This window comes from Streptomyces pratensis (assembly GCF_037137275.1).
GTDB classification, from domain to species: Bacteria; Actinomycetota; Actinomycetes; order Streptomycetales; family Streptomycetaceae; genus Streptomyces; species Streptomyces pratensis_B.
The window spans coordinates 473,480-487,521 of sequence record NZ_JBBBEN010000092.1; the positions used below are offsets into that span (position 1 = coordinate 473,480).

Consider the following 14,042-nt stretch of genomic DNA (forward strand, 5'->3'; position numbering starts at 1 on the left):
AATTGTGCCGTCGGACCCTGCGGTCCGACGGCACAGGGCCCCGGCGCCCCCGGCCGACCGGCCGCGCTCGGGTCAGTGCTCGCGCGGGGCGGGGACCACGCGTTCGACGTCGGGATGGACGACGAGCAGCTGCCGCATGGCCGCCTCGGCGGCGGAGGCGTCGCCCGAGGCGAGGGCGTCGGCGATGCGCGCATGGTGGGCGAGCGAGGACTCTCCGGGCCGGTCGCAGCCGGTGACCGGACCTCCGGAGATGTGCAGGGCGGCCGAGACGATGCCGGAGAGGTGTTCGAGCATCCGGTTGTCGGCGGCCTGGATGAGCAGGGAGTGGAATTCCGCGTCGGCGCGGGAGAAAGTGATCGTGTCCCCCTGCCCCATCGCGTGCCCCATGATCTCCACCATGTCACCGAGGCGCTGCTGTAGATCGTCCCGGCCGTGCCCGGCGGCGAGGCGGGCCGCGAGCGGTTCGATGGTCCAGCGCAGCTCGGCCAGCTCGCGGCGCTGGTCGTCCCGCTGCGGGCCGAAGGCCCGCCATTCGATGATGTCGGGGTCCAGCAGATTCCAGTCGCTGACGGGACGGACCCGGGTGCCCACATTGGGGCGCGCGCTCACCAGCCCCTTGGCTTCGAGGACGCGCAGGGACTCGCGTACGACGGTGCGGGAGACCTCGAACCGCTGGCCGATCTCCTCCGGAACGAGAGGGCGGTCCGCGCCGAGGTCCCCGGAAACGATCATCTGCCCCAACTGCTGGACGAGTTGGCCGTGGAGACCGCGCCCGCGGCTGGCAGCCCCCCGTCGGCTCGCCCGCCCCAGCTCGGAATCGGAACCGCCCCAGGCCCGGGCCGCGGCACGCTCGCCGGCCGGCGCCTCCGTATAGGGGTAGCGGTCGCGTTCGCCCGGGGCGGCCAGGCCGGAGTCGGCGGAGCGGGCGGCGGTCATCATGGTGTGCGCAAGGGTACTCACGCATCCTTTGTCGGCGCGGCTCGCCCGGCCCTTGAGGTCTTTGGTGAAAAGCACACGAAAGGGTGATCGCCGCTCGCTCAGCAATTGACGTCATATACCTACAAATCAGCCATTTTTTAGAGAGTCGCCGTCCTCTCTCCTGGGCGCGAGGTCGCAGCGGTCACCAACGCACCTTCCCTCGAAGGCTGGTGAACAGATACGCGCAGACCAACGCGGACAACGACAGGGCGAGAGCGCTGCCCACGGGGTGCGCCACCATCCGCCCGACGGCCAGAACCCACCGGTCCGCCTCCTGTGGGAACTGCCACCAGACCAGATCCCGCAGTCGGCCGGGGAGCCCGGCGACCGACCGTGCGGACGGCGCGGCGAAGACCTTCTGCACGAGCGGAACGACCAGGACCGGCACGGCCAGCACCGCGGCGACACCGGCGCCGGCCACCCGGAAGACCCCGGCCGCCAGCAGCCCGGCCCAGGCGCAGCCGACCGTGAGGCCGAACCAACTCGCCCCGAGCGCCGGCAGGTTTTCCGGCACCGTGACCAACTCCGGCCCGTACACGAGACGGAGGCTCTGGGCGTCGCACACGACCACGAGGCCCGCGAGCAGGAGCGCGAAGCCCGCGGTCACGACGAGTTTTGCCAGCAACAGCCCGATCCTCCGAGGCACGGTGCCCCGGCCGGCGGCCAGCGCCGGGTAGCGGAACTCGTCCCCGAAGGACAGCGCACCGAGCAGACCCGCCCCCAGAGCGGCCGGGGGCAGGGGCAGCAGTGTGGGCCAGGCTGCGAGCAGGTGGGGCAGCGCGGTGCCGTCCGTACGTGCGAGCAGGAGGGAGAGCGCCACGGACAGCAGAACAACGGCCGCCGCGATCAGGACGGTTGTGCGCACACCGAGAGAACGCCGCAGTTCGTAGCGGAGCGGACGCAGCGGGCCGCGCGCGGGGCGCGCCCTGGTCGGGGGCGGCAGCTCGGAGAGGCCGACAGCTGCGGCCGGCCGCGCCGCTCCCGTAAGGGACTCCGGCCCGGTGTCGCCGGTCTCTTCGGCGAGCCGGTGCACCGGGATGCCGTGCCGGTGGGCGGTGTCGCCGATCTCCGCGCAGTTGCTGCCGTAGACCGTCAGCCGGCCGCTCGCCTCTTCGACCACCTCGACGGAGCGCCGGGCGGCGCGCGCCTCCCTGCCGACGACGGCGGCCAGCCGGGCGGCGTGCGGCGTGCGGACGGCGACCCTGGGCCTCAGTCGGGTACGGGCGAAGTCGGCGACGTCCTGGTCGGCGACGAGGCGTCCGTCATGGAGGGTGATGACACGGTCGGCGGTACGGGCCGCCTCCTTGGGGTCGGCAGTGGTGCACAGGACCGTGCCGCCCTGGGCGGCGTGGGCACGCAGCAGCCCGTACAGCCAGGCGTTCTCACGCGGAGAGAGCCCTTCGGCGGGCTCGTCGAGGACCAGGGTGTGCGGATCGCCGAGCAGAGCGGAGGCGAGGCCGAGCCGCCGGTCCATGCCCACCGAGAGGACGCCCAGGCGCTGGTCCCCGAGCCCGGCGAGCCCGACGACCTCGAGCACCTCGTCGGCCCGGGTCGCCGGCACGCCCACCGCCGCGCAGAGCATGCGGAGCTGCCCGCGGGCCGTCCGCGAGGGGTGCCCCGGAACGTCGCCGAGCAGCACGCCGACCTCTCGCGCCGGGTGGGCGATGCGGTGCAGCGGGCGCCCCCGGAAGTAGGCGACGCCGCGTCCCGCGTCGAGTTCGAGCATGAGGCGCAGGGCCGCGGTCTTGCCCGAACCCGTGGCGCCGAGCAGTGCGGTGACCTGACCGGGCGGAGCCTCGAAGGTCAGATCGTGCACGGCGGGCGGAGCGTCGCGACGGGGGGTGCTGGTGAGTCCGATGGCCTGGAGCATCGCTTCTCTCGCGTCTCTCGCGGAAGGTGAGACCGCTCGGCGGCAGGGGTACCGCAGCAACATAACGCGACATTTAGGACTTTTTGCGCAGGGGTGGTTCAACGGGCGTTCCGGGGACCATCACCTCGGGGCACCCGGCTTCTCCGAGAGGCCCGGATCTCGGGGTGCCGACGCCTTCACAGGGCCCGGCGTCTTCGCAGTGCCCGGCGTCTTCGCAGTGCCCGGTTCGGCGACCTCAGACCTCGGGCCGCAGCATGGGCGGATTGAGCACCGTGGCGGCCCCGGCCCGGAACAACTGCGCGGGCCGCCCGCCCTGCCGCGTGGTCGTCCCTCCTGAGGGCACCAGGAAACCAGGGGTGCCGGTGACCTTGCGGTGGAAGTTGCGGGGGTCGAGGACCACGCCCCACACCGCCTCGTACACCCGGCGCAGCTCGCCGACCGTGAACTCGGGCGGGCAGAACGCCGTGGCCAGCGAGGAGTACTCGATCTTCGATCGGGCTCGCTCCACTCCGTCGGCCAGAATCCTCGCATGGTCGAAGGCCAGCGGTGCCGCCTGCTCGCCGTCCCGCCCCGCGCCCGGACGCAGCAGGTCCTCGACCGGTGCCCACCGTGCGCTGTTGGCATCGCCGCCTGCCCGGGGCGCGGGCAGGTCGGGCGCGAGGGCGAGGTGCGCGACGCTGACCACCCGCATCCGGGGGTCGCGGGCGGGGTCGCCGTAGGTCGCCAGCTGCTCCAGATGCGCACCGTTGCCGAGGGACGGCCTCGCCGGGTCGTGCGCGCAGAGGCCGGTCTCCTCGACGAGTTCACGCGCAGCCGCCGAACCGAGGTCCTCGTCGGCCCTGACGAAGCCACCGGGCAGCGCCCAACGGCCCTGGAACGGAGTCTCTCCTCGCCGGACGACCAGCGCGCAGAGCGCGTGACGACGCACCGTGAGCACGACCAGATCAACGGTGACAGCGAAGGGCGGGAAGGTCGACGGGTCGTAGGGCGGCATGCCGCGATCATAGTCGTCTGCCTGACGATAAACACTCCCTTCAGCATCCTGACGATCGGTCGTCCGCCCGGTGTGGCAAGATCCGGGCGGTCCCGCACGGCCGCTCGGCCAAGCACCCGCCTTTCGCCGCTCCTCGCCCTCCCCGCTCCCCCTCGCGGCTCCCCGGTCACCCCCGTCCCACTCGCCCCCCTCGCTCCCTTCCCTCTCGGGTTGCCTGCCCGCCTTCGCCGTCTCCCCCGGCTCCCCGCCCTTGGGAGCGGGCCCCCTCCAGTCGCCCGGGAGCGACCGCCCCGTGTTCGCGGGCACTCCCTGGGACGCCGGGCCGGCGGCGACGGAGGGCCGAGGCCTGCGGGACCGGTCGCCCCTGGCCGGTCGTGTCACCGGCTACGCGATCGGGAACCCGGGCACTCCTCCTCCCCGCTCCGGGCGGCGGGGTCCGCCGTGACACCAGCCGTACGGCTACCGCGCCGACACCGCGGGAACGCCTCCGCACGGCGTGTGCTCACGCTCGTCACCGGCGGGTCCTCGTCCCGCGTCGGCCGTAGCGCCGGGCCTCCCGCATCCGCCGCCGGGTGGCGGCCCCGGGCGGGACGGGGCCGTGGGGCGGGGCCCCCTGCCCGGTGCCTGCCGGCCGGAGGACACCGCCTCGTCGCCGCCCCCCGCTCGGCAGCGGACGGGCCTTGCGGACGCGCGGGGCCACCGCCCTGCCGGCGACCGCGCCGGCCACTGCTCCGCTGGCCGCCGCTCCGGTGGCCGGGGCCCCAGTGGCCGGAGGTTGCGGGCCCGCCTCTTCCGTCAGCGCTTCGCGCAGGCAGCGGCGCAGGGCTTCGGGGTCGAGCCCTTCATTGCAGGCCCGGTGCAGCAGTTGGGCGAACGTGTAGGCCGGGTCGGCACGCAGGGCCAGCGTCAGAGCGACTCGCGCGCCCGGCTCGTCTCCCGTGGACCAGGACACCCAGCCCGCCAGGGTGAGCGGAGCGGCGGCGTGCTCCCCGTATGCTCCGACGCAGCGCCGCGCCAGCGTCCGCCACAGACGCAGTGCCGACTGCGCTGTCGGTCCTTCCATCCATGCGGCGGCCTTGTCCCGCGTCTCCCGGTCCTGGAGCCCGAGGATGACGGCGGCGGCCTCGCCCGGGCCGATCAGCTGGTCGTCCCCCGCGTCCGCCAGGGCCGGTGGCGCGGGCTGCGCCTCCGCGATGCGGCTCATGAGCGCACGTGCCAGCTCCAAGGTCTCGGCTGCGACCTGCTGCCTGGCCCGGTCGTCGAGCATTCTGGCCACCAGGGACGGCCCGGCCTCGTCGAGCGCCCTCTCCTGCACGGACACCGCTGACGGCGCCCGCCAGGGCTGGAGCCGCGCTTCCATGTCGCGCAGCGTGCCCCGCACATGGACTCCGGCGTAGGCGGCCGCCGCCGCCATGACCGTGGTGCCGGGCATGGCCAGCGGTGTGCCCTGGTCCGGGCAACACCGGGCGTCGGGGCAGCAGTAGGACCAGTAGCGCCCGTCGGAGATGCAGAGCGCTTCGAGGACCGGGACGTCGAGCGCTCCGCACGCCGTGCGCAGGCGCTGGGCGAACGGACGGAGGCGCTCCATGGTGCGCTGGCCGCCCGCCCCGTCCGGCGAGTCCTGGCAGAGGAAGAGCAAGATCGCGTCGGGCCGCCCCTCGCGGCGCTCGCTCCCCGAGACCAGGCACTCCGCGAGCTGGTCGGCGACCGGCCCCCACTCGCCCGGCGCCTGCGGAATCCCGAGCCGGAGCCGGCCGCCGAAGCGGCCGCGGCCTCCGTGCAGGGCCACCATCACGACGCTGTCGTTGGGGTAGAACCCCATGAGGTAGGGGAGGGCGTCGGCGAGCTCGGCGGGACCGCGCAGGGTGACCTGCTGCCCGTCGGCCGGGCCAGTGGATTCTCGGTGCTTGTTCATGGCTCGACGGTCCCGCGCTCCGCCGAATCCCGCGACCCCTGTGGATAACGTTATCCACAGGCTCGCCCCGTCGTTCGCGGTTTGCCGTGGCCATCGGGTTGCATGGGGGGATGACCAACACAGATCGTGCGGCGCTCAGAGCTACGGCCGACTCCGTCCTCGCCCGTCTCGTCGGCGACGCCACCGGCAGGGCCAAGCTGCGCGAGGACCAGTGGGTGGCCATCGAAGCCCTCGTCGCCGACAAGCGCAGAGCGCTGGTGGTCCAGCGCACCGGGTGGGGCAAGTCCGCGGTCTACTTCGTGGCGACATCCCTGCTCCGCGCCCAGGGCAGCGGGCCGACCGTGATCGTCTCCCCTCTGCTCGCCCTGATGCGCAACCAGGTGGCGGCGGCGGCCCGTGCCGGTATCAGCGCCCGGACGATCAACTCGTCCAACACGGAGGAGTGGGAGAGCGTCCAGGAGGAGGTGGCGGCCGGCGAGGTGGACGTGCTGCTGGTCAGCCCCGAGCGGCTGAACAACCCCGACTTCCGCGACCAGGTTCTTCCGAAGCTCTCCGCCGCGACCGGGCTGTTGGTGGTCGACGAGGCGCACTGCATCTCCGACTGGGGCCATGACTTCCGGCCCGACTACCGACGGCTGCGGACCATGCTCGCCGATCTGCCGAGCGGAGTGCCGGTGCTCGCGACCACTGCCACAGCCAACGCGCGGGTGACGGCGGACGTGGCGGAGCAGTTGGGCACCGGCGTGGGCACCGACGCTCTGGTCCTGCGGGGGCCCCTGGACCGGGAGAGCCTGAGCCTGAGCGTGCTGCGACTGCCCAACGCGGCTCACCGGCTGGCCTGGCTGGGCGATCACCTCGGCGAGCTTCCCGGCTCCGGCATCATCTACACCCTGACGGTCGCGGCGGCCGAGGAGGTCACGGCCTACCTGCGGCAGAACGGGCACCAGGTCGCCTCCTACACCGGACGGACCGAGAACGCCGAGCGGCAGCAGGCCGAGGACGATCTGCTGGCCAACCGGGTCAAGGCGCTGGTCGCCACCTCCGCGCTGGGCATGGGTTTCGACAAGCCCGACCTCGGCTTCGTCGTGCATCTGGGCTCGCCCTCCTCCCCCATCGCCTACTACCAGCAGGTCGGACGTGCGGGCCGTGGCGTCGAGCACGCGGAGGTGCTGCTTCTGCCGGGGAAGGAGGACGAGGCGATCTGGCAGTACTTCGCCTCCGTCGCCTTCCCTCCCGAGGAGCAGGTGCGGCGCACCCTGGATGTGCTGGCCGGCTCGGAGCGGCCGGTCTCCCTCCCGGCGCTGGAGCCGCTGGTCGATCTGCGGCGGACCCGGCTGGAGACGATGCTCAAGGTGCTGGACGTCGACGGTGCGGTGAAGAGGGTCAAGGGCGGGTGGACCTCCACCGGCGAGCCCTGGGTCTACGACGCCGAGCGCTATGCATGGGTCGCCCGGCAGCGGGAGGCCGAGCAGCAGGCCATGCGGGATTACGCCTCGACGACGGCGTGCAGGATGGAGTTCCTGCGCCTGCGGCTCGACGACGAGGAGGCCACGGCCTGCGGACGCTGCGACAACTGCGCGGGGGCCCGGTTCGACGACAAGGTCTCCACCGCCGCCCTCGACGGGGCACGTCACGAGTTGGGGCGGCCGGGCGTCGAGGTGGACCCCCGCAAGATGTGGCCGACCGGGCTGCCTGCCGTGGGCATCGACCTCAAGGGGCGCATCCCCGCGAGTGAGCTGGCCTTCACCGGCCGGGCGCTCGGCCGCCTCTCCGACATCGGCTGGGGCAACCGGTTGCGTCCCATGCTCGCGGCCCAGGCCCCGGACACCCCGGTGCCGGACGACGTGACGGACGCCGTGGTCACCGTGCTCACCGACTGGGCGAAGGGACCGGGCGGTTGGGCCTCGGGCTCGGCGGACTCGGCTCCGCGCCCGGCCGGTGTGGTGACCGTCGCCTCGCGCCGCAGACCGCAACTGGTCCAGTCGCTCGGCGGCCGTATCGCCGAGATAGGTCGGATGCCGCTGCTGGGGACGGTCTCCTACGCACCGGGGTCCGAGGACGTACGGATGTCGCAGACCAACAGCGCTCAGCGGGTACGAGCCCTGCACGACACCCTGGTCGTCGAGCCCGCCCTGGCCCAGGCACTGGCCGCGACGGACGGCCCCGTCCTGCTGGTGGACGACCTGTCCGACACCGGCTGGACCCTTGCCGTCGCCGCGAGGTTGCTGCGACGGGCCGGAGCGCGGGGGGTGTTTCCGCTGGTCCTCGCGGTTCAAGGGTGACGAGGGGAGTCATCCCGGGTCGGCCTGGGCAGGGATATCTCTAGCATTCCGCCAGATTTCCGTCAGCCACAACAATTGCTCGTTGCCGCCCGTCGACAGGCCAGGAAGAATTGGAGACGCCCCCGCACAGTTCCTGATCGGGCCCGGAAGGGCTGTGTTGCGGCGCGCCCTCACTCGACCCTGCCCGTCCACGGGCGCGTAGCGAAGGGAGGACCGTGACCTTCGGATTCGCTCCGTCCGCAGCCACTTCCACAGCGGCGACCTCGGTTTCCGCAGACCCCGTCAACCGCCTGGCCCGGACACTCGAACCCGCCGAGTGGGCCTCGGCCGGCATACCGCTCCTCCGTAGCCCGCGGGAGGTCGTCAGCGGCCTGCACTCCCGGCACCGGCCGACGCCGGCCACCGCGGTCGTCGCGGTCCTCGACCATGAGGAACGGCTCACCGCCAGCGCGTCGTTCGTCCGCCGGGCGACGGTGTCCGCGGACGGCTGGGAGTTCCGCAATGCCCTGCTCTCCCACCTGCGGCGGGTCGTCCCGCACGATCTGCGGCGGCGCACTCCCGTCCGTACCGCGGTGCTCATGTACTGCCGGGACGGCGATGAACGCTGGACCGAGGAGGACGGCGCGTGGATGTGGGGGCTGCGGGACGCCTGCACCCTGCACGGGCTTCGGTGCGGGGCCTACATCACTTTGACCCGCGGAGGCTGGCAGGTGCTCGGAGAGGGAAGGGGGGGCCGACGGCCCAGTTCGCTGTCGGAGCCGGTCCGCCTGGCCGACGCCGTTGCCGCCGACGTGGCTGCCGGGCCCGCTCCGTCCCGGACGGGCGGCGGTGCGGCGAACGCGCTGCGCCACACGGCCGCCCGCTGATCTGAGCACCCCCGGACCCAGCGGGGACTGATCCGGATCGGTCCTGGCCGTGCGGGGCGCTGTCCCGGACCGGGCTCGTACAGGGCCGAGTCGGTACGGAGCCGAGTCCGTACGGGACCGAGCCGGTACGGGGCCCGTGGGGGCCCGGCTTGTCCGTGACGGACTGGGGTCGTGGGAGCCGGGGCGGAGCTGAGTCCATCGACTGAGGTGGCGCGGGATGCCTTGGTGGGAGGGGCACTACTGGCCGGACCGCATGCGGGCTCGACTGGGGTGCGACGACGACCGGGCCCGCTCCACCCCGAGGCGCCGGAGCAGACGGGACCCGGGGCGGGCCGGACGTGGGCACCGGCAGACGGAAGCCGTTCACGTGTTGCGGTGGTGCGGGCGCAGCACCGTCCGGGAGACCACCGCGCGCCCCGGGCAGGGCGCCGCGGTCTCCCGGACGGAGGGGTTCAGACCCCGGCGCCCAGGACGGAGTTGACCGTCTGCGGGGCTCCGCAGACGATCAGCAGGGCGGTGGCCCGATCGCGGGCGACGGGCAGGGCCCGGGCCACGGTGTCGTCGGCGTCGCTGTTGACCGCGACAACGACCACGGGACGGGAGACCGCCCGGCCGGCCGCCGCGGCGTCCGCGAAGAAGACATCGTCGCGAGCGTCGTGCTGGGCCCAGTAGGCGCTCTCGCCGAAGGACAGCTCGTGGGCCGCCCACGGGTGCTGCTCCCCGGTGGTGAGCACCAGGATGTCGCCCGGTGCGCGACCGGATTCCAGCAGCAGGTCGACCGCTTCTTCGGCTGCGTCGAGTGCGCCGGCGGGAGGCGACGGAATCAGCTGGACCTGCGGCGCGGTGCCGTTCTCCGCCTGCTGCGGACGCTTCGGCGCCGGGGCTGCGGGAGCGGGCGCCGCGGAGGCGGGGCGGGCGCGCTGCGCCGGGGGCGCGGGGCGCGGGGGGCCGGGGCGCGGTGTGGCCGCGGAACGCGGGCCGGGTACGGGACGGGGGGTCGGCGTGGTCCGGCCGGCGGCCGGAGTGACGCGGGGACCCTGGGCACTCTCGGGAATCTGAGGCTCCTCGGAGATCAGAGGCGTGACGATGGTCTGTGTCGCACGCCGACGACGTCGGCGTCAGGAAAGGGGCGCGTGTGCGCGATCAGAATTCGAAGCCGAGCTGGCCCCCGCTTTCGAGTGCGGCCGCCTCGGCGGAAAAACGGACCTTCTTCAGGTGCTGCCACCGGGGCAGCGCGTCCAGATACGCCCAGGAGAGGCGGTGATGGGGCGTGGGACCCCGCTCCTCCAGTGCGGCCCGGTGCACGGGCGAGGGGTACCCCGCGTTGGCACCGAAGGCGAAGTCGGTGTAGTCCTCGGACGGGCCGCCCAGGTCGGCCATCATCCGGTCCCGGTACACCTTCGCGATCACCGAGGCGGCCGCGACCGCGATGCAGGACTGGTCGCCCTTGATCACGGTGCGGACCTTCCACGGATCGCCCAGGTAGTCGTGCTTGCCGTCGAGGATCACCGCGTCGGGCCGCACCGGCAGCCCTTCCAGGGCCCGCACGGCGGCCAGCCGGAGCGCGGCGGTCATACCGAGGGCGTCGATCTCCTGGGGTGAGGCGTCGCCCAGCGCGTGGGCGGTGACCCAGTTCTCCAGCACGGGAGCGAGCTCCGCACGTCGCCGGGGGGTCAACAGCTTGGAGTCGGTGAGGCCTTCGGGCGGTCGACGCAGTCCGGTGATCGCCGCACACACGGTGACGGGACCGGCCCACGCACCGCGTCCGACCTCGTCGACACCGGCGACGGTCCTGGCACCGGTGGTAGCGCGCAGCGAGCGCTCGACGGTGTGCGTGGGTGGTTCGTACGGCATGGCGCCAGCCAGCGTACGCCGAGAGCCGCGGCAGCAACACCCCGGGGCGCCGTACATGCCGAGAATCCGTGCCGAGAGGCGCGTTCAGCGGCCGGGGCCGCCGGCTCCAGGCACTTGCGGGCCTGGGGGGCGCAGCGCGTCCGGCGGGATCAGTACGGGTCGTAGTCGCCTCCGCCCGGTCGGTCACCGTCGCGGACACCGTCCGCGCCCAGGGAGAAGCAACTGCGGCCGGCCAGGGCCACCGGACGCTTCTTCAGGATCTCCTTGGCACGCGCCTCTCCCCAACTGGTGGCGTACCAGGGCGTGTTGGCGGAAAGGATGTCGGCCTGCACGAGACGCAGCGCGCAGGAGCGCTCCGGTTCGGGGAGCCGGTCCAGGGCCGGGACGGCGTCGGCGGACAGGTCCTCCACGTAGTCGATGTCGATCGAGCCGCCGTCCTCGAAGCGCTGGACGTTCTGTTCGGCGACCAGTCCGTCCGGCGAGAGGAGCCCGAACGCCAGGACCCCGGCTGCCGCGCTGACAGCGATCGCCCGCGGCAGGAAGCGCGCTCCGAAGACGCCGGCCGCCAGGATCAGGACCAGGACGACGCCGAGCCAGAGCTCCATCGCGGCCACGGAGATCCGGAGCCTGGTCAGGCCGTACTCCTCCACATACAGGTCCATCCGCCGCAGGGCTGAGGCGACGACGACGAGAGTGAGCACGCAGAGGGGGCCGAGCACCGCGCGTACCAGCGTGCGGTCCCGACGCCCGCCGCGGGGCGCCCAGCGCCGGGCCAGGGCGATCACGAGGAGGGTGAGCAGGGTGGCCCAGAGCAGTTGCCAGAAGCCCTGACGGGCATAGTCCGCGTGGCTGAGCCCGGTCTCCGACCGCACCTTGTCGTATCCGCCGAAGAGCACGACGAGCTGGAGGGCGATGAACGCGGCGAAGAGCAGATTGAGCACGATCAGCGGAAGAGCCCACTCCGCCCGCCCCCGGGGCTTGCCGGGGCGCACGGTGATCCGGTCCCAGCGGACCGGGGCCGCAGCGGTGTAGGCGGCCGCCAGCGCGCCGGTCAGTCCCAGCACGAACAGGAAGCCCCGCCATGGCCCGTCTCCGACCGAGGCGTCGGGGACGAGGCCGCTCAGCAGATCGGCGAAGGCGGGGTCCGCGCTGGCGAAGAGCGTTCCGAAGACCACCAGCAGCACGAGGGCCACCGCCGTGGTGCGCACGGCGGTTCCCCAGCGCGCCCGGGAGCCGCCGGCCCGTTCGCGCACGGCCCGCCAGCCCCAGACAGCGCCCGGGACGATCGAGTCGAGCATGCCCATCGAGCCGATCAGGACGCCCGGCCAGCTGCGGCTCCCGTGCAGCGCGAGCGAGCCGAGGGCGAAGGCCGAGACCACGGCCAGGAACGTCGGCCAGCCGGCGTCCCGGAGTGCTGGCACCCCGAGCAGGGCGAGGCCTCCGACCGCCCAGGCGGCGGTCCACGGCCGCAGGCGACGGCCCGCCGACCGCGCCGAGAAGAAGGCGGCCAGCGCGGCGGGGGCCGCCACGATCAAGAGGTTGAGCGCGAGGCCGTCGCCCAGGAGGAGCGCGCTGAGAACAGCGGTGGCCAGCACCGACCAGAGGACCGCGGGCCGCATCGATGAGGGCGCGGCCGGCCGGATCAGCTCCGTCACCCCGCCGTTCTTGCGGGGCGTCCCGGCCCCGTACTGCCAGGGGTCGCCCCGCTGGCCGGGCGAGAGACCCGTTCGTGTCCCCGGGCGCTGCGTCTGGGCGCCAGGGGCATCCCCTCCAGGGCCCACCCCCTCCGCTACGGGTGCGCCGGCGCCCGGCGCACCCGGCGCGCGGTCGTCGTCGGTCCGCGGGCGCGGTACAGACACGTCGGCGGCCGGCGCTTGCGCAGCGGGTGTGTCGGCGGCAGGCCTCCCGGGGGCGGGTGCGTCGGCGGCGGGCGCGTCGGTCTCCCGCTCGCTCTCGGCCGCTACGTCCGCCTCCTGCCCCTCCGCGGGCAGCGGGCCGGAGCTCCGGGCTGACGTCGGCTGCGGCGACCGCGACACGGCGGCCTCCCCGGTCTTCTCCGGCGGGCCGGAGGCCTCGGACTGCTGATCGGACATGGGGCCCCTCCCGCACCGGGCCCGGGCGCGGCCACGGGGGCCCGCGCTCGTCCCGGTGTCTCATTCGGCGCACGCCCCTCAAGATCAACGAGGGCGGCGTGGCCGAAAGGGTAGTCCCGAACCCGCGTTCGTACGCACGCGGCGTGCTGCTGTGGCAGGACCGTGACAGTCCACCGATCCCGCCCGCCGGCCGACGACGAGCCGCCGAACCGACGAGCGGCCGTGCAGGTCAGCAGGTCAGCAGGTCAGCAGGTCAGCAGGTCAGCAGGTCAGCAGGTCAGCGCAGGGTCGTGGCCAGCCACGCCGGCGGTTCCTCGGTCTGCGTCAGCCAGTCGGCCGGCGGCGCTCCGGCTCGCCCGGAGGCGACGACCCCGCCGACGATGGCGCAGGTCGTGTCGATGTCGCCGCCCGCCTGGGCCGTCACCCAGAACGCCTCCTCGAAGTCGCAGAGGCTCCGGGCCGCCGACCAGAGGGCGAACGGCACGGTGTCGTGGGCGCTGGTCCGGCGTCCGTTGCCGAGGACCGCGGCCACCGTCCCCGGGTCCTGGTAGTCCAGCATGTCGCGGGCGCGGCGCAGCCCCGCGCCCACGGCGCTGCGGGGGACGAGGGCGATGACGCCGTCGAGGAGGGCCTCCGGGCCGGGCGGCCCGTCCGGAGCCGCGGCGAGCGAGGCGGCGGCCGCCACGGCCATGGCGCCGACGACGGCCTCGCGGTGCTGGTGCGTGGTGTACGAGGAGATCTCGGCCTGGTGCGTGGCCTGTTCCGGATCGTCCGCGTACCAGGCGCCGAGCGGCGCGATGCGCATCGCCGAGCCATTGCCCCAGGAGCCCTGGCCCTGGAACAGCGCCGAGGCCAGCTCCCGCCAGTCGCCGCCCTCCCGGACCAGTCTGAGGAGCCGGTTGACGGCGGGGCCGTAGCCCCGGTCGAAGTCGTGGTGCTCGGCGAAGGAGTGGGCAAGGGCGTCCTGGTCGACGCGGCCGTGCGAGGCCAGCACAGCCAGGACCGAGCAGGCCATCTCGGTGTCGTCGGTCCACTGCCAGGGGCCGGGCGGCAGGGTCCGCTCCTTCAGCAGGGGGTAATGAGCCGGAACGAAGAACTGGGAGCCCAGGGCGTCTCCCACGGACAGCCCACGCAGGCTGTCCAGGGCGCGTTCGAAGCGCCGCTCGGAAGCAGAATCAACGGTCATCGCC

General features: G+C 73.6%; 10 protein-coding genes. 2 read left to right on the forward strand and 8 right to left on the reverse strand.

Going from position 1 to position 14,042, the window contains the following annotated elements; all coding sequences use genetic code 11:
* Window positions 1-72: 72 nt before the first annotated feature.
* The 4 genes from V9U70_RS18925 to V9U70_RS18940 form a co-directional block, all read right to left on the reverse strand.
* The gene (locus V9U70_RS18925; RefSeq protein WP_336676732.1) at window positions 73-960 is read right to left on the reverse strand and encodes a FadR/GntR family transcriptional regulator; all 888 of its coding nucleotides are present in this window, start codon (window positions 958-960) and stop codon (window positions 73-75) included.
* A 160-nt stretch (window positions 961-1,120) separates the two neighbouring features.
* Window positions 1,121-2,848: an ATP-binding cassette domain-containing protein gene (locus tag V9U70_RS18930; protein ID WP_336676733.1), complete on the reverse strand. Its 1,728-nt coding sequence runs from the start codon at window positions 2,846-2,848 to the stop codon at window positions 1,121-1,123.
* A gap of 235 nt (window positions 2,849-3,083) precedes the next feature.
* Window positions 3,084-3,842 carry an NUDIX hydrolase gene (locus V9U70_RS18935; protein WP_336676735.1) on the reverse strand — a complete coding sequence of 253 codons (759 nt, stop codon included), beginning with the start codon at window positions 3,840-3,842 and terminating at the stop codon, window positions 3,084-3,086.
* A gap of 511 nt (window positions 3,843-4,353) precedes the next feature.
* Window positions 4,354-5,757 carry a DUF4192 domain-containing protein gene (locus V9U70_RS18940; RefSeq protein ID WP_336676737.1) on the reverse strand — a complete coding sequence of 468 codons (1,404 nt, stop codon included), beginning with the start codon at window positions 5,755-5,757 and terminating at the stop codon, window positions 4,354-4,356.
* A gap of 110 nt (window positions 5,758-5,867) precedes the next feature.
* Here V9U70_RS18940 and V9U70_RS18945 point away from each other — a divergent pair, with 110 nt between their 5' ends.
* Together V9U70_RS18945 and V9U70_RS18950 are read left to right on the forward strand one after the other, a co-directional pair.
* Window positions 5,868-8,039: a RecQ family ATP-dependent DNA helicase gene (locus V9U70_RS18945; protein ID WP_336676738.1), complete on the forward strand. Its 2,172-nt coding sequence runs from the start codon at window positions 5,868-5,870 to the stop codon at window positions 8,037-8,039.
* Between the two features lie 215 nt (window positions 8,040-8,254).
* Window positions 8,255-8,905: a hypothetical protein gene (locus V9U70_RS18950; protein WP_336676739.1), complete on the forward strand. Its 651-nt coding sequence runs from the start codon at window positions 8,255-8,257 to the stop codon at window positions 8,903-8,905.
* A gap of 452 nt (window positions 8,906-9,357) precedes the next feature.
* Here V9U70_RS18950 and V9U70_RS18955 read toward each other — a convergent pair whose 3' ends face one another.
* The 4 genes from V9U70_RS18955 to V9U70_RS18970 all read right to left on the reverse strand — a co-directional run bounded on the left by V9U70_RS18955 (window position 9,358) and on the right by V9U70_RS18970 (window position 14,038).
* Window positions 9,358-9,993, reverse strand: a complete 636-nt coding sequence (locus V9U70_RS18955; protein WP_336676868.1) for a hypothetical protein — start codon at window positions 9,991-9,993, stop codon at window positions 9,358-9,360.
* Window positions 9,994-10,048: 55 nt separating this feature from the next.
* The gene (locus V9U70_RS18960) at window positions 10,049-10,759 is read right to left on the reverse strand and encodes a ribonuclease HII (RefSeq protein ID WP_336676740.1); all 711 of its coding nucleotides are present in this window, start codon (window positions 10,757-10,759) and stop codon (window positions 10,049-10,051) included.
* 149 nt (window positions 10,760-10,908) lie between these two features.
* The gene (locus V9U70_RS18965) at window positions 10,909-12,852 is read right to left on the reverse strand and encodes a DUF4153 domain-containing protein (RefSeq protein ID WP_419723999.1); all 1,944 of its coding nucleotides are present in this window, start codon (window positions 12,850-12,852) and stop codon (window positions 10,909-10,911) included.
* A 277-nt stretch (window positions 12,853-13,129) separates the two neighbouring features.
* The gene (locus V9U70_RS18970) at window positions 13,130-14,038 is read right to left on the reverse strand and encodes an ADP-ribosylglycohydrolase family protein (RefSeq protein ID WP_336676741.1); all 909 of its coding nucleotides are present in this window, start codon (window positions 14,036-14,038) and stop codon (window positions 13,130-13,132) included.
* Window positions 14,039-14,042: the final 4 nt, after the last annotated feature.

Coding starts and splice junctions, on each gene's coding strand:
- V9U70_RS18935 (WP_336676735.1), bottom strand. CDS start 3,842: ATGCCGCCCTACGACCCGTCGACCTTCCCGCCCTTCGCTGTCACCGTT.
- V9U70_RS18930 (WP_336676733.1), bottom strand. CDS start 2,848: ATGCTCCAGGCCATCGGACTCACCAGCACCCCCCGTCGCGACGCTCCG.
- V9U70_RS18965 (WP_419723999.1), bottom strand. CDS start 12,852: ATGTCCGATCAGCAGTCCGAGGCCTCCGGCCCGCCGGAGAAGACCGGG.
- V9U70_RS18960 (WP_336676740.1), bottom strand. CDS start 10,759: ATGCCGTACGAACCACCCACGCACACCGTCGAGCGCTCGCTGCGCGCT.
- V9U70_RS18940 (WP_336676737.1), bottom strand. CDS start 5,757: ATGAACAAGCACCGAGAATCCACTGGCCCGGCCGACGGGCAGCAGGTC.
- V9U70_RS18970 (WP_336676741.1), bottom strand. CDS start 14,038: ATGACCGTTGATTCTGCTTCCGAGCGGCGCTTCGAACGCGCCCTGGAC.
- V9U70_RS18945 (WP_336676738.1), top strand. CDS start 5,868: ATGACCAACACAGATCGTGCGGCGCTCAGAGCTACGGCCGACTCCGTC.